Raw genomic sequence first — 25,459 nt, 5'->3', positions numbered from 1 at the left:
CAGGTGTTCATTTTGACAAGGCTTTGGTCAATTCAGGCAAAAAGCGGTTTTCATAGTCACTGCCAACCAAAGGCCCTGCAAAGCGATACAAAACGGTGCCATTTGCGTCCAAAATGAAGGTCTCGGGTGGGGCTGTGACCCCCCAATCGATGGCGGTCCGTCCCGCCGGATCAAAGGCCACCGCCACAAACGGGTTGCCATCGCCCGTTAGATAAGACGTCGCATCGCGGGCACTGTCTTTGAAATTCACACCGACGATCGGCATTCCATTGGCCTGCATGTCCAGCAACGTCGGATGTTCCGCGCGGCACGGCGGGCACCAGCTGGCCCAAAAGTTCACCAATGTGACTTCACCGCGCACCAGATCGCCTACTGCCACTGCGGGGAATTCCCCTAGCGCGTCTTGCGTGATCGCGGGGGCCTTTTGCCCCACCCGCGTGCTTTCCAGATCGTCAGCACCTTCACGGAACATGCCAAAAGCAGCCAATGCCACAAAGCCTGCAAAAATCAACGGCGGGGCAATCATCAAAGGCGACACTTTAGCCATTTTGCTTTGCCCTTTCTTCGACCGCATCCAATGCACGACGCGCTTTGCGTCCTTGCCGCAAAGTCATCCAAAGCAGTCCAAGCAAAAGCGCCAATGAGCTGCCATAGGCTGCCAGAACCGTGGTTGCGTATTTTCCCAAATCAGGAATCATGATTGCCCCTCTCGTGCCATCAAAGCGCGGGCGCGGCGCAACCGGATTTCCGTGCCGGTGCGGTACAAAACAAGCGTCACAAACAACAATCCAAACCCAACCATAGCGATCAGCAATGGCACAAAGAAGACATCCGAAACCGTTCTCTCACCTGTCGCAACAGGGATGGATGTGCCTTGGTGCAGGCCCTGGTTCCAAAAGTTCACAGCATAGCGCGACAGCACGGCAAAGACCGATCCCACAAGGCACAAAACAGATGTCAGGTCTGCGGCGGAATCCGGGTCTTCGATCGCCGCCCAAAGGGCCATGTAGCCCAGATAAAACAGAAACAGGATCAAAAACGATGTCAGGCGTGGATCCCACGCCCACCATGTGCCCCACATAGGCTGCCCCCAAATCGCACCCGTCACCAAGGCTATGACCGTCATGATCATCCCAACAGGTGCTGCCCCCTTCGCCGCCAAAGCGCTGACATGATGGCGGCGCACCAACCAGATAAGGGACGCAATCAGCATCATGAACCACGCGTTAATCGCCATCAAAGCCGACGGCACGTGAATATAGATGATCTTGACTGTTGATCCTTGGCGAAAATCGTCAGGCGTAAAGAAAAAGCCCCACACAAGTCCAGTGCACACGCACGCAATCGACGCCACCCACAGCGTCGGCAGCACCTTCTCGCTGAGGCGCAGAAACTTGACCGGATTGGCGTATTCCCAAAGTGACATGTCTTCTTCTTAATCGTTGAAACGCGCAGTCTCAATTAAAATGCAACGTCTTCACCGAAGGTTGACGCGTAATACTGCCGCACTTGCGAATGGCATCAAAGCCAGCACGCCACATGTGATCCCCGACACCATCAAAAGCGGCGTGTCCAGCGCCATGCCCTCCGCACCGCGGCGTGCAACCTCTGCCCCGAAAATCAACGTCGGGACATACAGCGGCAGAACAAGCAACGACAACAATAGTCCGCCCCGCTTGATCCCGACAGTGATGGCGGCCCCGAACGTGCCGATAACAGACAAGGCGGGCGTGCCGATCAACAAAGCAATTGTGATCCAGAAAAACCCCTGCGCAGGCAGGCTGAGCAACACCCCCAAGACAGGTGCTGCCAGAACCAAAGGCAACCCTGTTGTGATCCAATGCGCCAGCGCTTTGACACTGACAACGGCCTCAAGCGGCAAAGGGGCTGTTGCCAGCAAGTCCAGCGATCCGTCTTCAAAATCCAAGGCCAAAACGCGGTCCAATGACAGCAAACAGGCCAACAAGGCCCCCAACCATAAAATCCCCGGAGCGACACGGCCCAAAAGCTCTGGATTTGGACCAATCGCAAAGGCTGTCATCACCACAACGATCAGGAAAAACGCAAGCCCCAGCCCAAAGCCACCTCCGGCCCGAAACGCCAGCTTTAAATCACGGATCAACAGCGCTTTCATAAAAATGCCTCGTCGCTGGCGCCGCTGCCTGTCCCCGCCACAGCGGCAAACGGCGTTACATCCAGCACGTCGGCGTCCTGCAATCCCAAATCGATATGCGTGGCGATCAGGGCCATACCACCTTGCGCCAGATGTGTGCGCACCGCATCAGCAAAAATCACCACGGACGCTGCATCCAGTGAAACCGTGGGCTCGTCCAGCACCCAGACTTTGCGCCCCGTTACCAACAAACGCGCCAACCCCAATCGCCGTTTCTGACCCGCCGACAACGTGCCTGCCAAACGGTCCCGCAAATCACGCAAATTGAACATAGAAAGTGCAGCTTCCACATCATCATGCTGCCCGAACACATCCGCCCAAAAGCGCAGGTTTTCAGCCACACTTAACATGGCCTTCAAACCGTCTGCATGGGCCGCATATGCAATCTGGTCTTCCGCACCAATGATGTCGCCCTGCAAAGGGGACTGAAGACCCGCCACTGTACGCAAAAGCGTCGTTTTACCTGCCCCATTGGGACCACGCAAAATCAAAGCCCGACCCGGGGTCAGCTGGAAAGACAGCGCCGCCAGAATAGGCATGCCACCACGGGCAATGGTTAGATCAGTCACGGTCATCGTCATGGGCTACGGCCTAACGCATTGCAGCGCTTCACGAAACCCCGCGTCGTCGGGATTTCAAACAGGCAGCATCGCAAGCGCAATACGCCGCCCTTCGCTGAGCAATACATTGTAGGTCCGTGCGGCCGCCGGTGACGACATCGCTTCGACCCCGATGCCTGCTGCTTCCAGTGGGTCACGCACACCCGTCGGGATATGTGCGACATCCGCGCCGGTGCCCACAAACAACACATCAACTTGGCCCGCCAAAGCCGCAAGACTGTCAACGTCGGCATATCCGCCCCAAGGGGCAACACCGGCTCCACTGACAAGAACGGCGCCTTCATGCACTTCACCGCCGACGCGAAAGAATCCGGGACCGTAGCCTTCGATGGGTTGCGCATCATTGTATGTGACTTCGTTCAAACGCATTGTTTTATCCTTTCCAAAGGGGCAAGCCCAAAATAGCAGACGCCGCAATAACGATATAGGCCACCGTGCGGAATTGTCCTTCGGCTTGCGGATTAAACAGCCGTGCACCTACGATATTGGCAATGATGTATGGGCCAATCAACACCACCCCAACAATGACAGCCTTTAGGTCCAGCCACCCAAGGGCCCAGAACGCGGGCAACATCACCAGATCCATGCCGAACAGATACAGCAGGAAATTTGCCCGTATCACGGCAATAGGCTTGGACGACGCCATGTAAAGCATAATGACAGGCGGTCCGGGCAACCCCACAAACCCGGTCGAAAACCCGCCCAAAAGACCGGTCCCAAATATCATCCGTGGTCCCATAGGCCCCGTGTACCGCCATCCCGTCAACAAAATGCACAGCAACACCAAAACGATACCAGACACAGCCCATCCAAAAGCATCCGGTGACACCACGCTTAATGCAAAAAGCCCCAAAGGCAGCGCTACGATTGCGCCCAAGATAAGACGCGCAGTTTCGCCCAAATGCCCCGTTTGTAGGGCATTACGCAGGTTGGGCAGTGGCCCGAAGAACTCAACCGTCATCAGAAAAACAAGCGCAGAAAACGGTGACAGAACAGAACTGGCTGCAGGCATAATGATCATAGCAGACCCAAAGCCCGAAAATCCGCGCACGACCCCCGCCGCCAAGATCGACAGTACCAACCAAAACAGCCCTTCGGTGTGAAGGGCTGTTTGAAAGGCATCAAGCATCGATATTTGCGTATTGTCCACCGCCATCGTTGGTCTTGGTCCAGTCGCGTTTGACGCCCAGATACAACAGGATCGTTGAGGCCACAAAGACCGACGAATAGGTCCCCACGATCACACCCCAGATCATGGCAAAGACAAAGCCACGGATCACGTCGCCGCCCAAAACATAAAGCGAAATCAATGCCAGCAAGGTGGTGACAGAGGTCATCACAGTCCGGCTCAGGGTTTCGTTGATCGAGATATTCAGCACCTCGGCCAGCGGTTTCTTCTTATACTTTCGCAGGTTTTCACGCACACGGTCAAAGACCACAACAGTATCGTTCAGCGAATAGCCCACGATCGTTAGAAGGGCTGCGATAATGGCCAGATCGAACTTGATCTGCAGCTCTGAAAAGATACCGATGGTCAACACCACGTCATGCACAAGCGCCGCAACCGCACCCAAGGCGAACTGCCATTCAAAACGCAACCAGATGTAGACAAGAACGGCCCCAATGGCGAGCACCACGGCGATGGCCGCCGTTTGGATCAATTCGCCCGACACTTTCGGGCCAACGGATTCGACAGACACGAACTTGATGTCTGGCACCGCTTTCTGCATCGCAACTTCGACCCGCTGAATTGTGTCCACCGCAACGGCTTCTTGGCCTTCTTGGGCCTGAATGCGGATCATCGACACGTTTTGATCCGCGTCAAATGTGGGGTCGAACACTTCCGTGATGGACACATCACCCAGTTCCAACGCCTCCAGAGACGCACGGTACAAACCGATGTCCACAGGCTGCGTGCTTTCCGTGCGGATCGTGGTACCTCCGCGGAAATCAATCCCGAAATTCAATCCCTGAAAGGCATAGGATGCAAAGCCCACAACCATCATCAACATCGAAATGCCCAACCACAGCTTCCAACGGCTGAAGAAATCGAAATTTGTATTCTCTTTGACCAGTTTGAGACGCATGTTCAGACCTCGATTGTCTTGGGACGTTTGCGCTCAAACCACATCACCACCAAAAGGCGTGTGACGTAGATGGCGGTGAAAACAGATGTCATGATGCCAAGGCCAAGTGTGATGGCAAAGCCGCGCACAGGACCAGAGCCCATGGCGAACAGGATCACGGCTGTAATGAATGTTGTGATGTTGGCATCGATAATCGCACTTAGGGCTTTTTCATAGCCCAACTCAATCGCGCGGGCCGGCCCTTTGGCGTTTTTCAGCTCTTCGCGGATACGTTCAAACACCAGCACGTTGGCATCCACAGCCATACCCACCGTCAGAACGATCCCCGCAATCCCCGGCAAGGTCAGCGTCGCGCCGATCATGCTGAGCAATCCAAAGATCAGGCCGACGTTGATGATCAAAGCAATGTTGGCGAATATCCCGAACAATCCATAGCTGAGCGCCATAAAGACCAGCACGGCGATAAAGGCGACCATGGTGGCCACTTTGCCCGCATCAATGCTGTCCTGGCCCAGTTCCGGCCCGATTGTGCGTTCTTCCAGAAACGTCAGTTCCGCAGGCAAGGCCCCTGCCCGCAACAAAACAGCCAGATTGGTGCTTTCTTCCAGCGTAAAGTTCCCGCTGATGATGCCGGAACCACCCGGGATATGGTCGCGGATGTTCGGGGCGCTGACAACTTCATTGTCCAGAACGATCGCAAACGGGCTGCCGATGTTCTCTGCAGTATAGTCGCCAAAAATACGTGCGCCCGAGGTGTTGAACCGGAACGACACCGCAGGGCCACCATTCTGATCGAATGAAGGCTGCGCATCCACCAGATCTTCACCCGACACAACAGGCGCTTTTTCCAGAATGTAGAATTGGCCTGTGCCATCGATAGACGGCACAATGATGTTGCCCACACCCGGTTCAGCGGATGCGTCGCTGGCGATGCGAACAACCGGATTAAAGGTCAGGCGCGCAGTCGTGCCGATGATGGCTTTCAGTTCTGCTGCTGATCCGATGCCGGGCACCTGGATCAAAATCCGGTCACGCCCCTGCCGTTGGATCGTCGGTTCGCGTGTGCCGACTTCGTCAATGCGGCGACGTACAATTTCCAGCGATTGCTGCATGGTCCGTTCATCGGTGGCCGTCTTTTCCGCATCCGACAGGCTTACAGTGATGGTGTCGCCGTTGGCGGAAATGTCGATATCGTTGGCCCCGACACCCGAAAGGCTTTGCACGGGCCGCGCCAATGTGCGCACCAACTGCAATGCCTGCGCCATATTTTCAGGATTGCCGATTTTGACGCGCACTTCATCTGCGGGGGATGGTTGCTGGCGGATACCGCCGATAACGGCGCGTTCAGGACGCAAAAGCTGCCGGATCTCAACCCATGTGGCGTCCATCCGCGCCTCGTACACCTGTTCGACTTCGACCTCAGCCAAAAGATGCGCACCGCCGCGCAAATCAAGTCCAAGATTGACAAGGCTGGATGGCAAATAGTCAGGCCATTGCGCTTTCAATTCTTGCTGCGACGGGGTGTCTTCGCCGTTCTCGATGGCTTGTACCGCGTCATTGTGGTTTTCAACGCGGGTGTAGAACCCGTTTGGCGCAGCCATAACCAACCCGAACAGGCACACGGCCCAGATCAGCATGCGTTTCCAGCCATCAAATTGCAGCATTATCGTGCCCCGTCAGTGGGTTGAAAGAAAAGGGAAGCGGTCGAGTTACTTGGCGGGTTCGGTCTTGGACAAGACTGTCACAATGGTATTTTGGACCACACGCACTTTCACACCGTCGGCGATTTCGACATCCACTTCGTTGTCGTCTTTCACTTTGATCACTTTACCGATCAAGCCACCTTGCGTCACAACCTGATCACCGCGGCGCAACGCCTGCACCATTGCAGCGTGTTCTTTAACCTTCTTCTGCTGGGGGCGGATCAGCAGAAAATACATGATCCCGAAGATCAAAATGAGAGGGATAAATTGGCCGAGAGATTCCATGAGGTCTGTCCTTGAGTGAACGCGTTCCAAAAGGACGCTGATTTTGGCAGAACCTATGGTCTGGACTGCAGGTTTGCAAGACAGGTTGCGCTGGTATTTGGGACATGGGTCATGTGCTTTAAAACAAGGTCCGTTTCACACAAAAGGATGTCGCGTAAAATGTCCCGAAGGCCCACCTCAGACCCAGAGCATTAGCGTGGTGTTAACCACATCTGGCCCACCCTGCGTCAATCGGGCATAACGCTTTCCAAACCGACTCGCACCAAGGACAAATCCAATGCACGACATCAAAGCCATCCGCGAAAACCCAACGGCCTTTGACGCCGCATTGTCCCGCCGCGGGGATGCGCCTTTGTCTGCCTCGCTTTTGGCTTTGGACGAAGCGAGGCGCAGCAAGATTTCGGCCGCAGAAAGCGCACAAGCGGACCAGAACAAAGCCTCCAAGCAAGTGGGCGCTGCCAAGGCCAGCGGCGATGACGCGGAATTTGAACGCCTGCGTGCTTTGGTTGGGGAAAAGAAAGCCGAAGTCGCAGCCATGCGCCAAGAAGCAGATGCCCTGGACGCCGAACTGACAGATGCGCTGGCGCGTATTCCGAACCTGCCCGCAGACGACGTGCCTGATGGGGCCGATGAAGACGACAACGTCGAGGTCTCGAAATGGGGCACCCCGAAAACCTTCGACTTCAAACCCAAAGAACATTTTGAAATTGCAGGCATCGCCCCCGGCATGGACTTTGAAACCGGTGCCAAAACATCCGGCGCACGCTTTGTGATGCTGCGCGGCGCCGTGGCGCGTGTGCACCGCGCCTTGGCCCAGTTCATGGTCGACACCCATGTGGACGAAAACGGTCTGGTCGAACATCAAACCCCCGTTCTGGTCCGCGACGAGGCGATGTATGGCACGGATAAATTGCCGAAATTCGGCGATGACAGCTATCAGACAACCAACGGCTGGTGGTTGATTCCGACATCAGAGGTGACATTGACCTATTCAGTGTCCGGTGACGTTCTGGAGGAAACCGCCCTGCCCTTGCGCATGACCGCGCACACCCTGTGCTTTAGGTCCGAAGCTGGATCTGCAGGCCGCGACACCTCGGGGATGCTGCGCCAACACCAGTTCGAAAAGGTCGAAATGGTGTCCGTGACCTTGCCCGAGCACAGCGATGACGAACAAAAACGCATGCTGCGCTGCGCCGAAGACCTGCTGGAACGTTTGGGCGTTCCGTACCGCACCGTGGTCTTATGCACCGGCGACATGGGGTTCGGGGCGCGACGCACCTATGACATTGAAGCATGGTTGCCCGGGCAGGACGCTTACCGCGAAATCTCGTCCGTCTCTACCACTGGCGACTTTCAGGCGCGCCGCATGAATGCGCGTTACAAGCCCGCGGACGGCGGCAAACCGCAGTTCGTGCATACGCTGAACGGATCAGGCTTGGCCGTGGGGCGCTGTTTGATTGCCGTGTTGGAAAACGGCCAGCAAGAAGACGGGTCTGTTGTGTTGCCGGATGTGTTGGCGCCTTATCTTCGCGGCAAAACCACAATCGGTGCAGACGGTGTTCTGACCTAAAAAACCGCGACACTCCCAAGCCCCGCATGGTCGAACACTGGCTGCGGGGCTTACCCTTTCCCTAGGCCCGTTCCATAGGCCCGTTCCCTAGATCGGCACCAAAACGAAAACGCTTTTGCCTTATATACGCAGCGCTTTGTTACAAAAAGCGCCGCAAGCTTGCCGGTTGATAATCGGTGCGCCCACGCGCACGCTCCAAAGCCGACGCATGTACGTCCCATGGCTGCTTAGGACCGGATCGCCAACGCTTCATTACCCCCCAGCTGTGGTCTATTTCATCCGCATCAATCAGCGCATCCGCAGTCGTGGGCGGAAAAGGCACCGCAGGATCAAGCGCCAAACCACCAGCGCCCTGCAGCACCCATTCCAAAGGAAACGCACATAGCGCTTGTGCCTCCTGACTGCTGCCCCCGATGATACGGTGATTGCCGGCAAACCATTTCTGTTGGTAAGGCCGCAACGGATCTGTCCTGCCACCATTCAAACCCGGCTTTTGCGGACGATCATCCAGATTGTCCCACGTTGCAGGCTTGAACAAGGGGCGCCTTTCATCCAGAGCCAAAGCCTGTCTTGCGCTTTTGACCAAACTGGACAAAGCCATATCATGAAAGGTGTATTGCCGGTTCCACAGGGTCGCGGCGGGGCCAAACACAGACGGTGGAATGCCCCTTGCACCGACCGTATCCAACACACCAACGTAGTTGATACGCACCAAATGCGATTGATCCTGACGCAGCTTCAGATCATCGTCAGACGTCGCAAAATCCGGAGACACCGCACGACGTTCCGCCCAAATATGCGGCTCATCCGGCGCATTTTCAGGACCACGCTTGCGGTACAATTGAAAGGCCGCGTTGATGCCGTCTTCCGACGTGTCGCGCACAATGCCGCACTTTCGGATCATGCCCGCAACAGAGCGTGCCGTGTATGCCCCCCGCGAGAACCCGAACAAATAGATTTCGTCGCCGGGGCGATAGAACAGGGCAATCGCCTGATAGGCTTCTTTGACCTTTCCGTCCAACCCCCATCCGAAAGCGCCGCCACCATATTTTTTCAACCACCTGCGCAGACCCCGATCAAAGCGATCTGACGACCCGATCCCCTGAAAATAAAAAACCTGTTGGTGCCGCGCGGGATCGTTGATTAACGCTTGGCTCAGTTTGCGCACACTTGTGGGCTCTGCAATGGTTGGCGAATTCCATGTGCCATCACAGAAAATAGCGATTTTTTTCATGTGCGCCACGTTCCTTGCCAATTCCAGCCAGCGATCTAAGTTTACGACTGAACAAGATGATGTAAATGCTGGTTATCCATACCTTTTTTGAAAGAGCCCACATGCCAAGACGCAACGCGATTTTAGTATACCTTTTGACATTGGCGTTTGCGTTAAGCCCGTTTTGGGTGCCCGGGTTCGGAGGCTTTGATCCCGACCGCTTCCCGGTGCCGCAAAACGATCCTCCGGTGCAACCCGAAGGCTATGCATTTGCAATTTGGGGGGTGATCTACCTGTGGCTTCTCGCGGGGGCGGCTTACGGTGTTTGGCGCTATCACGACGATCCCGCTTGGGGCGCTATGCGTCCTGCCTTGGCGGTGTCCATGGGCGTCGGGGCTGCATGGTTGCCTGTGGCGATCAGAAGCCCCATTTGGGCCACGGTGCTGATCTGGGTGATGTTGGTGTCGGCGCTGGTCGCGCTGTGGCGCAGCCCGCGCGATCAGGCCTTTTGGGCCAGTTGGCCAGTGGGGCTATATGCGGGTTGGTTAAGTGCGGCAAGCTTTGTGGCACTGGGCCTGGTGGCGGCAGGGTACGGGTTCACAACGCAAAGCATCGCGGCATGGGTTTGCATCGGATTGGCAAGCGTTTTGGCTTTCGTGGTGCAATGGCGTTTGGCGCGGGCACCGACATATGGCATCGCTGTGGCGTGGGGCTTGGTTGCTGTCGCGGTTCAAAACGATTTCACGTTTGACAGCGTAGCTGTTTTGGCACTGCTGGGGGCTGCGGCTTTGATCCTGCCGATCGTTCGCGCCTGCCGCGCCAGTTAAGACAGGGCGGTAAGGTGCACCTTGGTGCACCCCACATTTACATCTTATTTGCGACGCCCGTCCGTATGTTTGCGCAGCTTGGACGGCGGCGCCTTTTTACGGCCCTTATACGGGTTGGCATCGTTTTGGCCCCGCATATACAGACGAATAGGGGTGCCTGGCATATCAAAATCCAAACGCAACCCATTCACCAGATAGCGGCTATAGCTTTCGGGAACTTTGTCGGGATGTGAACACATCACCACAAACCCCGGAGGGCGTGTCTTGGCCTGTGTCATGTAGCGCAGTTTGATCCGTTTGCCTTGGGGCGCGGGGGGCGGGTGCGCTTCGACCATGCCCGTCAACCAACGGTTCAATTGCGCAGTCGTGACACGGCGGTTCCACACGTCATAAGCCCGCATAATCGCATCATGCAGCCTGTCCAACCCACGGCCCGTTTTGGCAGAGACCGTAATCAAAGGCGCACCACGTAACTGGGGCAGCAAGCGTTCAAAACTTTCCTTCAGGTCTTTTAGCTTGCTTTGTTTTTCGTCTTCGATGTCCCATTTGTTCACCGCTACGATCACAGCGCGCCCTTCGCGCTCTGCCAGATCCGCAATACGCAAATCCTGTTGTTCGAACGGAATGGCCGCATCCAGAAGCACCACAACAACTTCGGCAAACTTCACGGCGCGCAACCCGTCACCAACACTCAGCTTTTCCAGCTTTTCCTGCACCTTGGCCTTTTTGCGCATGCCGGCGGTGTCGAATATCCGCATCGGCGTGCCGTTCCATTCCATACGCAGGGAAATGGCGTCACGGGTGATGCCGGCCTCGGGGCCCGTCAGCAGGCGTTCTTCACCTAAAATCTGGTTGATCAGTGTGGACTTGCCCGCGTTGGGACGCCCGACAACCGCCACCTGCAAGGGCTTTGCGTTGGTGGGCATAGGCACGTAATCGGGATCGTCTTCGTCTTCATCCACTGTGACATCGGTCTCAGGCGTGTCACTGGCCGCGTCCGCCCGCTCCTCAAATGCATCCGCCAAAGGTTGCAATTGGGAATAAAGGTCGTTGAGACCCTCACCATGTTCCGCAGACAACCGGATCGGTTCGCCCAAGCCAAGCGAATAGGCTTCGATGACGCCCGCGTCCGCCGCAGCCCCTTCGCCTTTGTTGGCGGCCAAAATCACATGGTCGGCGCGCTTGCGCAGGATTTCCGCAAACACCTGATCCGTTGGCGTGACCCCTGCCCGCGCGTCAATCATGAACAAGCAGATGTCCGCCATATCCACGGCCTTTTCGGTCAGCTTGCGCATCCGGCCTTGCAGGGATTCGTCCGTGGCCTCTTCAAGACCCGCCGTGTCGATCACGGTGAATTTCAGGTCCGCCAACCGTGCAGCCCCTTCACGCAAATCGCGTGTGACGCCGGGTTGGTCGTCAACCAAAGCAAGCCGTTTGCCAACGAGACGGTTGAAAAGCGTCGATTTGCCCACGTTTGGGCGCCCGACAATAGCGAGGGTGAAGGACATGTGTCCGCTCCGATTACAACAGTGGCCTGACAGATTTCAGGCCCAGACCGCAGCCTTTAGACTAGATCGCGCTTAACGGAAAGCATGCAGTTGACCGTTGCGCCCCACAACGTAAAGGGTGTTGCCTGCCACAACAGGTGCTGTGGTTGCGCCGCTGGGGATTTCAACACTGCCCACAAGGCTGCCATCGCGCGGGTCATAGCTGCGCAGCTGGCCGTCACCCGACGCGATAATGATGCGCCCGCCTGCAAGAACAGGTCCGTGATGGGCAAAGACCTCGGAACGGCGTTTGGGTTTGTCTTTGACAAAATTCGGCAAGCGAACGGCCCAGACACGGGCACCGTCAGATTTTTCAAGGCGCACCAGTTCGTTGGTGTCCGTGATCGCAAAAACACTGTCGCCCGCAGCCCAAACCGGCCCCACGGCACCATCACGTGCCGCCCAGATGCTGCGCCCGCTTGTGGCGTCCAGCGCCACAATGCGCCCCGCTTGGTTGCCTGCATATAGCACGCCGTCAAATATCATCGGTGTGCCTGTGACATCATCCACCTTGGACAAGGCACGCCCGGGGCGTTCGCCCAGCACGGATGCGCCCCAACGGCGCAGGCCACCGCGCCGGAACACCGCTTGCACTTCACCGGACCCAAAGGCAAAGATCGTCAGATCATCCGTCACCACAGGCGCAGGTGCCCCCAAGATGTTGGACACCGCCTGGGATGCGCCAATTTGCCATGCGATGCGGCCTGTGTCGGCTTCAATCGCCCAGCCCGTGTCATCGCCAGATGTCAGATACACCAGATTGCCAGCCACAGTCGGGCGTCCCGAGCCGGTGGCGTCCAGTTGCTGCGACCATTTCACAGCGCCAGATTTCGCGTTCATCGCCACCAATTCGCCAAATCCCAACGACACGTAAAGCGTGCCATCGTGAACCGTCACACCGCCACCTGTGCCATCGCCTTCGGAATCGCGAGCGGGCCGGATGTCTTGGCTCCAAACAGTCGCACCGGATGTGTTGGTTGCGGTCACAACGGATGAGGCATCAAGCGTGTAAATCAATCCGCCGCTGACCACCGGATCAGCGGTAATTCGGAATTTGCGGCTGTCGCCTGCGCCGATGCTGCTGCTCCAGATGTTTGTCAAAGATGTGCCAAGGGCAGGATGATTGGTGCGATACTGCGGCGAACCGGCGCTTTGCGCCCATGCCGTATTGCGTGTCTGTCCGGGCAACGAAATGGCGCGCGACTGGTTTTCGACAACTGCGGCTTCCGCGCTTGTATCTTGTTCTTGCAAAACGGATCGCAGGTTTTCACGTTTGCCCGGCAAGATAATTTCGGGTTCGCTACATGCAGCCAAGACCAGACTTGCAGCAATCGTCAAAGGCAAAAAAGCCTTCTTGGGTGTCATCCAATGCGGAGACGTGGCCGAAGGAGAATACATTTTCGTCATTGCTCTGCTCGCTCTTTTGCGGTCTTGCTGTGCCTTACTGGCTTGTCGTTTGGGTAAAGTGATCAGTTTTCCAACGGCGGCGCTTGCACCGCGCTTAGATCTGGTTCCCCACCCAAGGCCACAATCACCTGTAGGGCGCGTTGTTGCAAGTCCGCTGTGCTTTCAGCGTCTTCAACAATGGATTGCAACTTTGCGATGGCTGCATCTGCGTCGCCTTCCTGAATGTCAATCAAGGCCAGTTGTTCTTCTGCCAACAGGCGCAGTGGCCCACCCGGAATAGCCAAATCACCGTAACCGCGACGGCGGTCTTCGACTGTGGCCGTTTCGGCCATTAGGCCCAAGGCTTTGTATTGTGCGACCTGCCGGTAGATCAAAGCCACACCATTGTCGTTCACAACAGTTTGCAACGTGTCGATGGCGGCCTGAACATCACCTGCTTCAGCTTGGTTGGATGACTTCAAAAAAGACACAACGGCTTTCGCCGTGGGGTCGGCAGCCTCAATGCCTTCGATCTGCGAAATGCGTGTCGTGGGATCAGCTTCCGCCAATGCCCCCAAAAGCCCGTCACCAATGGCTTCTGCAGCCGCGCGTTCCTGCGCTTTTTGGTATTCAGACCAAGCAACCCCGCCAATAATCAAAGCGAGAACAGCGGCCACAACCCAGCCATACCGGCGCAGCGTTTTGACCATCTGGTCGCGGCGCAGCTCTTCTGTGACTTCTTCGATAAAACTGTCAGTGTCGCTCATGTGTCCCCCAAAAGCGGCGCGATGCCACCCGATCTTTTGCCCCTCTTATCGCGCCACGTAAGCCAAGCCAAGTGTCAGTTGCACTGTTGATCTTTGTTGCGAACATTGGCCCCTGCATAGGTTCGTGCATTCGCCCGTGCATCGCCCCATAAATGCACCCCTTTATGACAGGCGAATTGGCCGCATGTGCCCCCCGTTGCACAGCCGTTCAAAAAAAAATAATCTGAACTGGTTAGTTTAGCGTATCTGAGTCACTACATGTCCCAAGACGTACACACGCAACAAACACAAAACGGGCATGCCAATTACGGTGCTCAAGCGGTCCAACACGAGGCATAACATGCGTATTTTCCCTGCAATCATGGCCATTGTGGTCGGTGTAATCTTATATTTTGCCATCATCGACAGACAAACAGCCATCACGTTTTTGCAAGATCAAGGGCTGATTCCCCCCCCCGGTCAGGAAGAAGCAGCCCCGGATACGGCCGTCGCAGACACGCCCAAGCCCGAAGCCAGTGCCAATTTGATCAAGGTTGTGGCCCGTCATTCGCAAGCCCAGAAAATTGACAGCGCCGTGATCCTGCGCGGCCAAACCAGCGCAGACCGCCAAGTTGACGTGCGCGCGGAAACCTCGGCCACCGTCACGTCCGAACCTTTGCCAAAAGGCACATTCATCGAAGCAGGCCAACTGATGTGCGAACTGGATCCCGGCACCCGCGAGGCGTCGCTTGCCGAAGCTCGCGCCCGTTTGACCGAAGCCAAATCGCGCCGCGCAGAGGCTGAAAGCCGCGTGCCCGAAGCCCGCGCACGCCTGATCGAAGCTCGTGCACGTCTTGATGAAGCCCGCGTCAACCAGAATGCGGCCGTCAAACTCAGCGCCGATGGATTTGCTTCAACCACACGCGTGAAAAGCACCGAAGCCGCTGTTGCAGCTGCAGACGCAGGTGTAGAAGCTGCAAACTCCGGTCTCAGCGCCGCGCAATCTGGCATTGAATCTGCGGACGCCGGCATCGAATCTGCGCAAGCCTCCATTGCTGCGGCGGAAAAGGAAATCACGCGACTTCAAATCAAAGCGCCTTTTGCGGGTCTTCTGGAAAGTGACACGGCAGAATTGGGTAGCCTTTTGCAGCCCGGTTCATTGTGCGCCACAGTCATTCAATTGAACCCCATCAAACTGGTGGCTTTTGTGCCTGAAACCGAAGTGGACCGTATCCATGTTGGTGCTATGGCAGGCGCCCGTTTGGCCGCTGGCGGCGATGTGCAGGGCAAAGTCACTTTCCTGAGCAAATCAGCTGACCCCACCACACGCACCTTTCGCGTCGAAATCAAAATTCCCAACCCTGACCTGAAAATCCGCGATGGCCAAACGGCTGAAATCCTGATTGCAGCCGACGGGGCCAAAGCCCACCTGTTGCCTGGGTCTGCGTTGACCCTGAACAACGAAGGCACTTTGGGCCTGCGCACGCTGAATGACGAAGCAGTGGTGCAATTCATGCCTGTGTCTTTGTTGCGCGACACCGTGGACGGTGTCTGGTTGACCGGATTGCCAGATACCATCGACGTCATTCTGGTCGGTCAGGAATACGTCACCGCTGGTGTTCGCGTGGCCCCCACCTTCGAGGAGCTTAGCCAATGACGGGTCTTGTCGATTGGGCCGCAACGCGCGCCCGAATGGTTGTTGCGTTCATCCTGCTGTCGCTTCTGGTCGGAACCGTCGCCTACATCAGCTTGCCCAAAGAGGGCGAGCCGGACATCGAAATCCCGACCCTGTTTGTGTCCCTGCCCTTTCCCGGCATTTCCGCCACCGACAGCGAGACCCTGCTGGTCAAGCCCATGGAAAACGAATTGGGGGATCTGGACGGTCTGAAAAAAATGACCGGCACGGCTGCGGAAAACTACGCCAACGTCATCCTTGAATTCGAATTTGGCTGGGACAAAACGAAAGTCATGGCAGATGTCCGCGACGCCATGTCCAAGGCCGAGGCCAGCTTTCCCGCAGGGGCAGAACAATACACTGTCGGCGAATTCAACTTTTCCGAATTCCCCATTATCATTGTAAACCTGTCAGGGCCGGTGCCGGAACGCACAATGGCCCGTGTCGCCAAAGAACTGCAGGACAATGTCGAAGGCATGGACGCGGTTCTGGAAGCTGTGATCGCAGGCAACCGCGAAGAGATGCTGGAAGTCATCATCGACCCATTGCGTCTGGAAGCCTACAACGTCACCGCGTCAGAGCTGATCAATGTCGTTCGTAACAACAACCAGTTGATCGCAGCAGGCGAAGTCAGCACCGAACAGGGCAGCTTTTCCGTCAAGATCCCGTCGTCCTTTGACGAACCCCGCGATGTTTACAACTTGCCCGTAAAGACCAATGGTGACCGCGTTGTCACTTTGGGGGATTTGGCAGACATCAACCTGACGTTTGAGGACCGCGAGGGCACCGCCCGCTTTAACGGCGAAGACACCGTTGCGTTGCAGGTTGTAAAACGCAAAGGCTTCAACCTGATCGACACAGCCACAGCCGTAAAAGCGCTGGTTGATGAAAAAAGCGCAGAATGGCCCGATGGCTTGCAAGCTGCAGTCACCGTCGGCACGTCAAACGACCAAAGCCGTCAGGTGGATTCCATGGTCCAGCAGCTTCAGGGTTCTGTTCTGACGGCGATTGCCTTGGTTATGATTGTGGTGTTGGCGGCCCTTGGCATCCGCGCCGCACTTTTGGTCGGTTTCGCCATCCCAACCTCGTTCTTGCTGTGTTTTGCATTGCTTGCTGTTATGGGCATTTCCATTTCCAACATCGTCATGTTCGGTCTGATTTTGGCCGTGGGTATGTTGGTGGACGGCGCCATCGTGGTGGTGGAATACGCCGAAAAGCGCCAGTCCGAAGGCGTCGGCCCGATGGAAGCCTACACGGACGCGGCCAAGCGCATGTTCTGGCCTGTTGTGTCATCAACCGCGACAACGCTGTGCGCGTTCTTGCCGATGTTGTTCTGGCCAGGTGTGCCGGGCCAGTTCATGGGCATGTTGCCTGTGACGTTGATTTTCGTTCTCAGCGCATCGTTGATTGTGGCATTGATTTATCTGCCGGTTATGGGTGGGATTTTGGGACGGCTTGAGCGCCTAATCATCGCAGCTATGACCGCAATCGCCAGCCTGCCATTCTGGGCGCACCTTGCACTGTTGGTGGCCTTCGCAGGCGTGGCCGGATTGGTCTCGGGGGCGGCGTTTGTGCCACCCGCAGAAATGCCGGACGCAGGACCGCCATTATTTGGCCTGTTGGGGCAAATCTTTGGGGCCATGGATGGAACGGACATCTGGGGTTCTGTTCTGCCAAGCCTCGTGAAGGCGTTTGGTGTGGTTGTGATGATTGTTGTGGCGCTTGCCGTCATTCTGGCCTGTGTTGCGGGTCTGTTTGTTGGTATTCTGGCTTTGCTGACACGGCTTGGTCGTGTTGGAAACTGGATCGCCCATCGCCTGATCGGACAACGCGAAGGCAAGGTCAAATCCGGCTACAAGCGTTCCTTTTTTGGCCATGTGATGGAAGCCATCGCAGGCAACCCGATCATGCCAATTGTTATGGTGGGTGTGGTTTTTGTCTTTGTTGGCACCACGCTGATCTACTTTACAAACAACAACAACGGTGTGGAATTCTTTGTTGAATCCGAACCGGAACAAGCCATCGTTTACGTGCGTGCACGCGGCAACATGTCGTTGGAAGAAAAGGACGCTTTGGTAAAGCAGGCCGAGGCCGTGATCTTGCAACACCCCGGCATCGAAACGGCGTTTGCGTTTGCAGGTCAAGGCGGCTTGAATGCCAACACAGGCGGTGCGCAGGCCCCCAAAGATACAGTCGGGCAAATCCAGCTTGAAACGATCCCGTGGGAAAAGCGCCCCGATGCCCGCGAGGCATGGTTCACCCTGCCGTTCACAGACTATGTGGTGACACGCGAAGTCAAAGATGTGGCCTTTGACGGTGATACGGTTCTGGCAGAGCTGACCACGCAACTCAGCCAAATTCCCGGTATCAAAGTGGATGTTTTAAATCTGGCACAAGGGCCGGCAAGCGGAAAACCGATCCATCTGCGCGTGCGCGGCAACAACTGGGACGATCTTTTGGCCTCGACCCTGTTGGCGCGCGAAAAGTTTGATGCGACCCCCGGTTTGATCCTTGTCGAAGACACCCTGCCCCTGCCCGGTATCGACTGGCAGATCGACGTGGATGTGGAAAAGGCAGGCCGTTACGGTGCGGATGTGGCAACGGTTGGTGCGATGGTTCAACTGGTGACACGCGGCATTTTGCTGGACACGATGCGGGTGGATACTTCGGATGAGGAAATCGAAATTCGCGTGCGTTTGCCAGAAAGCGACAGAGTGCTCAGCACTTTGGATACGCTGAAAGTGCGCACGACAGACGGATTGGTGCCTTTGGCCAATTTCATCACACGCATTCCTGTCAAAAAGCTGGCAGAGGTGAACCGCGTCAATCAGGCCCGATATTTCGATGTGAAGGCAGATGTGTCCCCCGGCCTGCGCAAGCTTGTCGATACAGTTGATGTGGATGGCCAAGAGGTCGAACGCACCTTGGCCACTGTCACCCCCAGTGAGGCAGGCTTGATCAAAGACGCCGAAGGCACCACCTACGATACGATCGATGTTGCACCGGACGCTGTTGCGATGAACCTGCCGCGCTTGCTGGACGCAGGCACCATCAAGATGGTGCCCGTCAACGCCAACGAACGCATTGCAGAGCTGACCAAATGGCTGGACACCAAACCGTTCAGCGACGGGCTGGAACATGAATGGACGGGCGACCAGGAGGATCAGGCTGAATCTGGTGCCTTCCTTTCCCGCGCGTTCATGGGCGCCTTGGGTCTGATGTTCATCATTCTGCTCGCGCAGTTCAACAGCTTTTACAACGCAATTTTGGTGCTAGCCGCGGTGATCTTGTCAACGGCCGGTGTGCTGATTGGTATGATTGTCATGAACCAGCCGTTCTCGATCATTATGACCGGTACGGGGATTGTGGCCCTTGCCGGAATTGTGGTGAACAACAACATTGTTCTGATCGACACCTATCAGGAATATGAACGCTACATGCCGCGCATCGAAGCGATCATTCGTACGGCACAAGACCGAATTCGGCCTGTTTTGCTGACCACAATCACCACAATGGCGGGTCTTGCACCGATGATGTTCGGCCTGTCGCTGAACTTTGCCGATGGTGGGTATACCGTAGATAGCCCGACAGCGCTGTGGTGGAAGCAGCTGGCGACGGCTGTGGTCTTCGGACTTGGCATTGCGACAGTGCTGACCTTGATGGTGACACCGTCCTTGTTGGCGATGCGGGTCTGGGCCAGCACCTATGTTTTGTGGTTTGCATCGCTTTTGGCAAAACTGTCGCTGGGTCGGGCCAGCCGTTCTGCACGCGATTGGGCACTGCAGCGCGATGCAAAACGCAAAGGGGCTTCAGAGCTGTTGTGGGATTTTGATGATCCGCCCAGCCCATCCAGGGCAGCGGGTCTGCCACCCGTCATGAAGGCGGCAGAGTAGGCCAGAAATCCAAACACACCGTTAGAACAAACAAAAGCCGCCCAACACAACGGGCGGCTTTTTGCTGACATATCGGCTCACTTTTGCGTGGGGTCGGGCGCGGCGACGGGACAAGCCATCTGTTTCATGTTCTTTTGCCTCCGATCACATTGGAAAGGATATCCCATGACATTGACGAAACTCGCAGGCGCCGCCAGCATCGCCGTGGCCACGGCCCTGCCCGCCGCAGCAGAGCTTGTTCACAAAACCAGCCCACATTCTGTCGAGGTTACAATTGACCGGTTGGAAGCGGCTGTCACAGGCGCCGGAGCGACTGTGTTTGCCCGTGTGGATCATGCCAAGGGTGCTGCCTCTGTAGGGTCTGATTTGCGCCCCACACAGATGTTGATGTTTGGCAATCCAAAGCTGGGCACGCCTGCGATGCTGGCAGATCAAGCCGCAGGCCTGGATCTGCCGTTGCGTGTTGTGGCATACGCCGATGGCGAAGGCGTTGTGCACGTGGTCTACCATGCCCCAAGCAGTATGGCCGCAACGCATGCGATTCCAAAAGACGCGGAGGTTTTGAAAAAGATGACGGGCGCTTTGGACAAACTGACGAACGCAGCCATCGCAGAGTAAGCTTTAGCACAAAGGGGTGCACCAAGGTGCACCTTACGCGACAAGATCGTAAGGTGCGGCTTGCCGCACCCTACCCTGCGCTAAAAATTATACTTCATCGGCTTGCTGGCGGTGCCACAGCTGGGCGTAACGCCCGTCTTTGGCCAGCAGCACGTCATGTGTGCCCCGCTCAACCACCTCACCTTTTTCCAAAACAATGATCTGATCCGCTTCGGCGATGGTGCTCAGCCGGTGCGCAATGGTCAAAACCGTGCGTCCACGGCCCGCCTGCATCAACGCATCTTTGATGTCTTGTTCCGTCTCGCTGTCCAATGCCGACGTCGCTTCGTCCAACAGCAAAATCGCAGGATCTTTCAACAACGTACGTGCGATGCCAACCCTTTGCTTTTCGCCGCCCGACAGTTTCAGTCCGCGCTCGCCCACCGGCGTCTCATATCCCTCGGGCAAGCCAATGATAAAATCATGGATTTGTGCAGCTTTCGCAGCAGCCTCGATTTCAGACTGGGTGGCACCGGCACGCCCATAAGCAATGTTGTAGCGTACGGTGTCGTTGAACAGCACTGTGTCCTGCGGCACAACACCAATGGCACTGTGCAGACTGTCTTGCGTGACATCACGCACATCTTGTCCGTCGATTTTCAAAGCCCCATCGCCCACATCATAAAACCGGAACAACAACCGTCCAATGGTGGATTTGCCCGAACCCGTTGATCCGACAATAGCCACCAATTGCCCGGGCTCAGCGGTCAGGCTGACGCCTTTCAAAATCGGACGGGCCGCGTCGTAGCCAAAATGCACATCTTCAAGGGAAATTTGCCCCCCCTGCACCTTCAAAGGCTTCGCATCCGGCGCATCCTCTACATCTTGAGGTTGCTCAAGCAAGTCGAACATTTCGCCCATGTCGACAAGCGCCTGCCGGATTTCGCGGTATACCGTTCCCAAAAAGTTCAACGGCATCGTGATCTGGATCATATAAGCGTTGACCATCACAAAATCGCCTACGGTCAGTTCACCCCGTTCCACCCCCATTGCTGCCAGCACCATGACCAGAACAAGACCGGATGTGATGATAAAGGACTGTCCAAAGTTCAATCCAGCCAAGGAATACGACGTCTTTAACGCTGCAGCTTCGTAGCCTTCCATCGCTTTGTCGTATCGCGCCGCTTCGCGCCCTTCGGCACCAAAGTATTTCACCGTTTCATAGTTCAGCAGACTGTCGATGGCCTTTTGGTTGGCATCGGTGTCCTGATCGTTCATTTCCTTGCGCAGCTTCACGCGCCATTCCGTCACTTTGAACGTAAACCACACATAAAGCGCAATGGTCACTGCAACCACAGCCAGATAGGATATATCGAACAAATACAGTAAGATACCGCCGATCATCAGCAGTTCCAAAATGAGCGGGCCGATGGAAAACAGCAAAAAGCGCAACAGGAATTCAACGCCTTTCACACCACGTTCAATGATGCGGCTGAGACCACCGGTTTTGCGCGTGATATGGTAGCGCATCGACAAACGGTGAATATGTTCAAAAGTTTCCAGCGCCAGTGAGCGTAACGCACGTTGCGCGACCCGCGCAAAGATCGCATCCCGCAACTGCTGAAAGCCGTTGGTCATCAAGCGCCCGAACCCGTAAGCCACCGTCAAACCGATCGCCCCCAGCGCCAATACAGACACCCCACCTTCGGCCAACGCATCCACAGCCCACTTGTAAAAGAACGGCGTTGTGACCGAAATCACCTTGGACAGCAGCAACGCCAGCATCGCCAGTACAACGCGCTGTTTCACCCATGGCTTGTCCGCAGGCCACATATAGGGGGCCACTTTGCGAATGGTGCGCATGCCAGAGCGGCGTTCAGCTTCGGCCAATGCGTCTTTTTGCGGGGAAGTATCGGGGTGCGAATTGGTCTGCGCAGAAGTGTCAGCCGACATGAAGGCTCCTTGGAACATGAAGGCCTTACATAGTCCGCCAAAGCCACAAGGGCCAGCGCACTGGTACATTTATTCCATAGCAGCCCCTAAAACAGTCCGGCGCACTAAATGATTTTATGGATCGTCAGGCAGGTCAAAAATCTGTCCCGGATAAATTAGATCAGGATTTTTGATCGCGTCGCTATTGGCTTCCAGAACGCGCACGTAAAGCGTGCCATCGCCATATCTGTCGCGTGCAATTGCCCAAAGCGTGGCCCCTGTTTGCACCGTTACCGCAGCAATAGGTGCGCGGTCATCACTTTGTGCGGCAGCCAGAACCTGAGGGTCTTCGCGTTTGAAGGGCGTTTCAACCCGGCTTGTGACAGCCCCTTCATCGTCTACCTCGTCCACACGCAAAGTGTAGACACCGGTGTCGACGTCAGGCAAATCCCCCCGCCAACGCCCCGCCCCGTCCACATTCAATGTCGTGACCGGGGCATTGTTCAAATACACTCGCACAGCCTGTGCACGCGATTGGGCCCGCCCGCTTAACAACACATCGCCCACGTCCGAATAGCTGATTGTATCAATGGCAACGTTTGCCATGACCTCGGGGGCAGACGACCGGTTCAGCACTTCGACGCCGTCTTCATCCGCTTTCAGCACAGCAACTTGCGCTTCTGGTTCAGGTGTCGGTTCGGGCGCCAGTTCAGGTGCAGGTGTTGCCACAGGATCTGCTTTGGCAACTGGCACCGATTGGATCGCAGCTTCAGGTGTTGGAGTTGGAGTTGCCTCTGGTGCAGGCTCGACTTCTGCTGTTTCCAGTGGAATTGCCGGTTCAACCGCAGGCGCAGTTTCGGGTTCCGGTTCAGGATTGGATTCAGGTTCGGGTGTCGCAACCGCATCTGCCACCACCGTGTCCGCACTTGCCTTGGGCGTTGGCGCAATAATGATTTCATCCGCGGATGCCAGTGTCTTTTCACCCTCGATTTGCAGCAAGGTCAACAAACGCGGCTTGTCGCTGACATCCAAAATGGCCACAACTGCAAAGGCGCCGTTGCTTTCCGTCGTCGCTCGCGCCGCTTCCACACCGTCAACCAACAAGGCAACGGTGCTGCCTGGGGCGGCCCTGCCAGCAATCACAGTCAGCCCGTCATTCTCTGTGCGCACCTCATCAAAGCGTGGCGGAACAGGGTCAGAAACCACAACCTCGGCACCAACTGCAGCAGGCTGTGACGCCTCTGGTTGGGACGCTTCGGCATCCACGACGTCCGGTTTCGGATCGACCGCCACGACAGGTTCTGCTGCTGGGGGTGCTTGCACTTCTGGAACAACTGCGGCTTCTACAACAGGGGTGGTTTGCACAGGTGCCGTTTCGTCTTGGGTAAACATCCACGCCCCGCCGCCCACAACGCCAGCCACCACAACGGCCCCTGCCGCCAAGGTACCCGCTTGTCCGCCTGCCAATGCCGCTAACTTACTCATGCGTCCTCAAACCCGCCCCGTAAGGCGTCCAGATCAATTGAGGTTACATAACAAGCAGGCTATCACGGGTCAAAACCCGCTTGATCACAATGCGACGATTTTCAGTGAAGGAAGCCAACATGCCCATCAAATCTGTTTGTGTTTATTGTGGATCGCGCATGGGCAAAGACCCTGCATATGGCGCGGATGCACAGGCCTTAGGCGTGGCATTGGCCCGCAACGGCTGGCGTTTGGTCTACGGTGCGGGTGACGTGGGATTGATGGGTACAGTGGCCCGCGCAGCCCAAGATGCAGGCGCCGAAACATTCGGCGTCATCCCCCAGCACCTTGTGGATTGGGAAGTCGGCAAAACTGATCTGACAACCTATATTGTCACTGAAACCATGCATGAACGTAAGAAAGTCATGTTCATGAATTGCGATGTCGTCGTGGTTCTGCCCGGTGGTGCCGGATCGCTGGACGAGTTGTTCGAGGCCTTGACATGGCGCCAGTTGGGCCTGCATGAAAAGCCAATTTTTCTTTTGAATACAAACGGGTATTGGGATCCCATGATCCAGCTTATGAACCATGTGGTGGCGCAGGGTTTTGCAGATGTAAGCCTGTTGGATTTTGTGACCATCGTGCCCGATGCGCAGGCCGCTGAAGATGAATTGAGCAAAGCACTGGCCTGAGAAAAAGCAAAGCCATCATATGCGCTGCGCCTAAAGATGCGGGTGGTTTTAAAACACGTCGCGCGTATGCGACGGTTGGAGTGTTGTTTGGGCAAAATCGCTGACCGTGGGGACCCCTCCGATCGCAACGCCCGCACCCAGCGCATGAAACCTGTGCAAGAAACGCGCCAAGCCGGCCCCCCATCCCGCTACATCTGCTACGCAACGCTTTGCACCCCACGACATGTGGCGATTTGGCAACAAAAATGGCCCCATCAGACGCCTGATGGGGCCACTTGTTATGAGTGTTGAGCAAATGCAGCGCCAAAAGAGGTGCGCATCAGTCAACCAATCGCACCCATTACCTGCGGGATGCTACGTTTTCCCAATTCACCCAGCGTAGCGGCAAAGCCGATGCGCGTCGGTCAATTGGCCACCGCCCTCACATGCGGGACGCGACGTTTTCCCAATTGACCAAGTTGTCCATGAAGTTGGTCAGGTACTTGGGACGCGCGTTGCGGAAGTCGATGTAGTAGGAATGTTCCCATACGTCGCAGCCGAGCAAAGCGGTTTGACCAAAGCACAGCGGGTTCACGCCGTTTTCAGTCTTGGTCACTTTCAGCTCGCCATCAGTATCTTTCACCAACCAGCACCAGCCTGAACCGAACTGGCCTGCGCCTGCGGCTGCGAAGTCCTCTTTGAACTTGTCGACCGACCCGAAGCTGTCCTTCAGGGCCGCTTCCAGTTCGGAGGGCATGGTGGATTTGCCTGGGCCCATCATTTCCCAGAACTGGTTGTGGTTCCAAAGCTGGGAGATGTTGTTGAAAATGCCGCTTTGGGCGACTGCGTTTGCATCATAGGTGCCGACAATGATCTCTTCCAGAGTTTTGCCGTCCCACTCCGTGCCTTCAATCGCTTTGTTGCCGTTTGTGACATAGGCGTTGTGGTGCAGGTCGTGGTGGTATTCCAACGTCTCTTTGGACATGCCGGCATCTGCCAGTGCGTCGTGGGCGTAGGGAAGATCAGGAAGTGTAAAAGCCATTGCGGGGCCTCCTATATTAAATTTCTGT

At 56.2% G+C, this 25,459-nt stretch carries 23 protein-coding genes; 6 read left to right on the top strand and 17 right to left on the bottom strand.

Annotated elements, in window-relative coordinates; genetic code table 11:
- Nucleotides 1–7: 7 nt before the first annotated feature.
- The 10 genes from ASD8599_RS07590 to yajC are packed head-to-tail and all read right to left on the bottom strand — an operon-like array spanning nucleotide 8 to nucleotide 6,868.
- Nucleotides 8–547 carry a DsbE family thiol:disulfide interchange protein gene (locus ASD8599_RS07590; RefSeq protein WP_108827967.1) on the bottom strand — a complete coding sequence of 180 codons (540 nt, stop codon included), beginning with the start codon at nucleotides 545–547 and terminating at the stop codon, nucleotides 8–10.
- Nucleotides 540–698: a heme exporter protein CcmD gene (gene ccmD / locus ASD8599_RS07585; protein WP_181364432.1), complete on the bottom strand. Its 159-nt coding sequence runs from the start codon at nucleotides 696–698 to the stop codon at nucleotides 540–542. Before ccmD ends, ASD8599_RS07590 begins: the two co-directional genes overlap by 8 nt.
- A complete protein-coding gene (locus ASD8599_RS07580; protein WP_108827966.1) occupies nucleotides 695–1,426 on the bottom strand; it encodes a heme ABC transporter permease in 732 nt (243 codons plus the stop codon). Before ASD8599_RS07580 ends, ccmD begins: the two co-directional genes overlap by 4 nt.
- A gap of 51 nt (nucleotides 1,427–1,477) precedes the next feature.
- The gene (gene ccmB, locus ASD8599_RS07575; protein WP_108827965.1) at nucleotides 1,478–2,134 is read right to left on the bottom strand and encodes a heme exporter protein CcmB; all 657 of its coding nucleotides are present in this window, start codon (nucleotides 2,132–2,134) and stop codon (nucleotides 1,478–1,480) included.
- A complete protein-coding gene (gene ccmA, locus ASD8599_RS07570) occupies nucleotides 2,131–2,754 on the bottom strand; it encodes a heme ABC exporter ATP-binding protein CcmA (RefSeq protein ID WP_108827964.1) in 624 nt (207 codons plus the stop codon). Before ccmA ends, ccmB begins: the two co-directional genes overlap by 4 nt.
- 54 nt (nucleotides 2,755–2,808) lie before the next feature.
- A complete protein-coding gene (locus ASD8599_RS07565; protein ID WP_108827963.1) occupies nucleotides 2,809–3,162 on the bottom strand; it encodes an Mth938-like domain-containing protein in 354 nt (117 codons plus the stop codon).
- Nucleotides 3,163–3,166: 4 nt separating this feature from the next.
- Entirely contained in the window at nucleotides 3,167–3,949 is a 783-nt protein-coding gene (locus tag ASD8599_RS07560; RefSeq protein ID WP_245925967.1) for a sulfite exporter TauE/SafE family protein, read from the bottom strand.
- The gene (gene secF, locus ASD8599_RS07555) at nucleotides 3,915–4,880 is read right to left on the bottom strand and encodes a protein translocase subunit SecF (RefSeq protein ID WP_108827961.1); all 966 of its coding nucleotides are present in this window, start codon (nucleotides 4,878–4,880) and stop codon (nucleotides 3,915–3,917) included. The genes ASD8599_RS07560 and secF overlap by 35 nt, the downstream gene beginning before the upstream one ends.
- Before the next feature lie 2 nt (nucleotides 4,881–4,882).
- Nucleotides 4,883–6,544: a protein translocase subunit SecD gene (gene secD / locus ASD8599_RS07550; RefSeq protein ID WP_108827960.1), complete on the bottom strand. Its 1,662-nt coding sequence runs from the start codon at nucleotides 6,542–6,544 to the stop codon at nucleotides 4,883–4,885.
- 45 nt (nucleotides 6,545–6,589) lie between these two features.
- Nucleotides 6,590–6,868: a preprotein translocase subunit YajC gene (gene yajC, locus ASD8599_RS07545; RefSeq protein ID WP_108827959.1), complete on the bottom strand. Its 279-nt coding sequence runs from the start codon at nucleotides 6,866–6,868 to the stop codon at nucleotides 6,590–6,592.
- Nucleotides 6,869–7,145: 277 nt separating this feature from the next.
- Between yajC and serS the strand changes: the two genes are divergently transcribed.
- Nucleotides 7,146–8,438, top strand: a complete 1,293-nt coding sequence (gene serS, locus ASD8599_RS07540) for a serine--tRNA ligase (protein ID WP_108827958.1) — start codon at nucleotides 7,146–7,148, stop codon at nucleotides 8,436–8,438.
- 139 nt (nucleotides 8,439–8,577) lie between these two features.
- Here serS and ASD8599_RS07535 read toward each other — a convergent pair whose 3' ends face one another.
- Nucleotides 8,578–9,672 carry a DUF2235 domain-containing protein gene (locus ASD8599_RS07535; protein WP_108827957.1) on the bottom strand — a complete coding sequence of 365 codons (1,095 nt, stop codon included), beginning with the start codon at nucleotides 9,670–9,672 and terminating at the stop codon, nucleotides 8,578–8,580.
- A gap of 101 nt (nucleotides 9,673–9,773) precedes the next feature.
- Between ASD8599_RS07535 and ASD8599_RS07530 the strand changes: the two genes are divergently transcribed.
- Nucleotides 9,774–10,478 carry a TspO/MBR family protein gene (locus ASD8599_RS07530; protein ID WP_108830061.1) on the top strand — a complete coding sequence of 235 codons (705 nt, stop codon included), beginning with the start codon at nucleotides 9,774–9,776 and terminating at the stop codon, nucleotides 10,476–10,478.
- Nucleotides 10,479–10,522: 44 nt separating this feature from the next.
- On the opposite strand, the gene der is transcribed toward ASD8599_RS07530, so the two are convergent.
- From der to ASD8599_RS07515, 3 genes are all read right to left on the bottom strand, one after another.
- Nucleotides 10,523–11,986 carry a ribosome biogenesis GTPase Der gene (gene der / locus ASD8599_RS07525; protein ID WP_108827956.1) on the bottom strand — a complete coding sequence of 488 codons (1,464 nt, stop codon included), beginning with the start codon at nucleotides 11,984–11,986 and terminating at the stop codon, nucleotides 10,523–10,525.
- Between the two features lie 72 nt (nucleotides 11,987–12,058).
- Nucleotides 12,059–13,432, bottom strand: a complete 1,374-nt coding sequence (locus tag ASD8599_RS07520; RefSeq protein ID WP_108827955.1) for an outer membrane protein assembly factor BamB family protein — start codon at nucleotides 13,430–13,432, stop codon at nucleotides 12,059–12,061.
- A gap of 62 nt (nucleotides 13,433–13,494) precedes the next feature.
- Nucleotides 13,495–14,178: a hypothetical protein gene (locus ASD8599_RS07515; protein ID WP_108827954.1), complete on the bottom strand. Its 684-nt coding sequence runs from the start codon at nucleotides 14,176–14,178 to the stop codon at nucleotides 13,495–13,497.
- A gap of 340 nt (nucleotides 14,179–14,518) precedes the next feature.
- On the opposite strand from ASD8599_RS07515, the gene ASD8599_RS07510 reads away from it, so the two are divergent.
- The 3 genes from ASD8599_RS07510 to ASD8599_RS07500 all read left to right on the top strand — a co-directional run bounded on the left by ASD8599_RS07510 (nucleotide 14,519) and on the right by ASD8599_RS07500 (nucleotide 20,343).
- Nucleotides 14,519–15,814, top strand: coding sequence for an efflux RND transporter periplasmic adaptor subunit (locus tag ASD8599_RS07510; protein ID WP_108827953.1), 1,296 nt, complete (start codon nucleotides 14,519–14,521; stop codon nucleotides 15,812–15,814).
- A complete protein-coding gene (locus ASD8599_RS07505) occupies nucleotides 15,811–19,725 on the top strand; it encodes an efflux RND transporter permease subunit (protein ID WP_108827952.1) in 3,915 nt (1,304 codons plus the stop codon). The genes ASD8599_RS07510 and ASD8599_RS07505 overlap by 4 nt, the downstream gene beginning before the upstream one ends.
- Nucleotides 19,726–19,890: 165 nt before the next feature.
- A complete protein-coding gene (locus ASD8599_RS07500; RefSeq protein ID WP_108827951.1) occupies nucleotides 19,891–20,343 on the top strand; it encodes a DUF302 domain-containing protein in 453 nt (150 codons plus the stop codon).
- Between the two features lie 87 nt (nucleotides 20,344–20,430).
- On the opposite strand, the gene ASD8599_RS07495 is transcribed toward ASD8599_RS07500, so the two are convergent.
- Nucleotides 20,431–22,275 carry an ABCB family ABC transporter ATP-binding protein/permease gene (locus ASD8599_RS07495; protein ID WP_108827950.1) on the bottom strand — a complete coding sequence of 615 codons (1,845 nt, stop codon included), beginning with the start codon at nucleotides 22,273–22,275 and terminating at the stop codon, nucleotides 20,431–20,433.
- Nucleotides 22,276–22,389: 114 nt separating this feature from the next.
- A complete protein-coding gene (locus ASD8599_RS07490) occupies nucleotides 22,390–23,739 on the bottom strand; it encodes a LysM peptidoglycan-binding domain-containing protein (protein ID WP_108827949.1) in 1,350 nt (449 codons plus the stop codon).
- Nucleotides 23,740–23,858: 119 nt separating this feature from the next.
- Between ASD8599_RS07490 and ASD8599_RS07485 the strand changes: the two genes are divergently transcribed.
- On the top strand, nucleotides 23,859–24,410 hold the full coding sequence (locus ASD8599_RS07485) for an LOG family protein (RefSeq protein ID WP_108827948.1): 552 nt from the start codon (nucleotides 23,859–23,861) through the stop codon (nucleotides 24,408–24,410).
- Nucleotides 24,411–24,831: 421 nt separating this feature from the next.
- On the opposite strand, the gene ASD8599_RS07475 is transcribed toward ASD8599_RS07485, so the two are convergent.
- A complete protein-coding gene (locus ASD8599_RS07475) occupies nucleotides 24,832–25,431 on the bottom strand; it encodes a superoxide dismutase (RefSeq protein WP_108827946.1) in 600 nt (199 codons plus the stop codon).
- Nucleotides 25,432–25,459: the final 28 nt, after the last annotated feature.

The sequence above is a fragment of the Ascidiaceihabitans donghaensis genome (genome assembly GCF_900302465.1).
GTDB lineage: Bacteria > Pseudomonadota > Alphaproteobacteria > Rhodobacterales > Rhodobacteraceae > Ascidiaceihabitans > Ascidiaceihabitans donghaensis.
The sequence above is the reverse complement of the archived record's forward strand: the minus strand, read 5'-3'. Positions and strand labels throughout refer to the sequence as shown.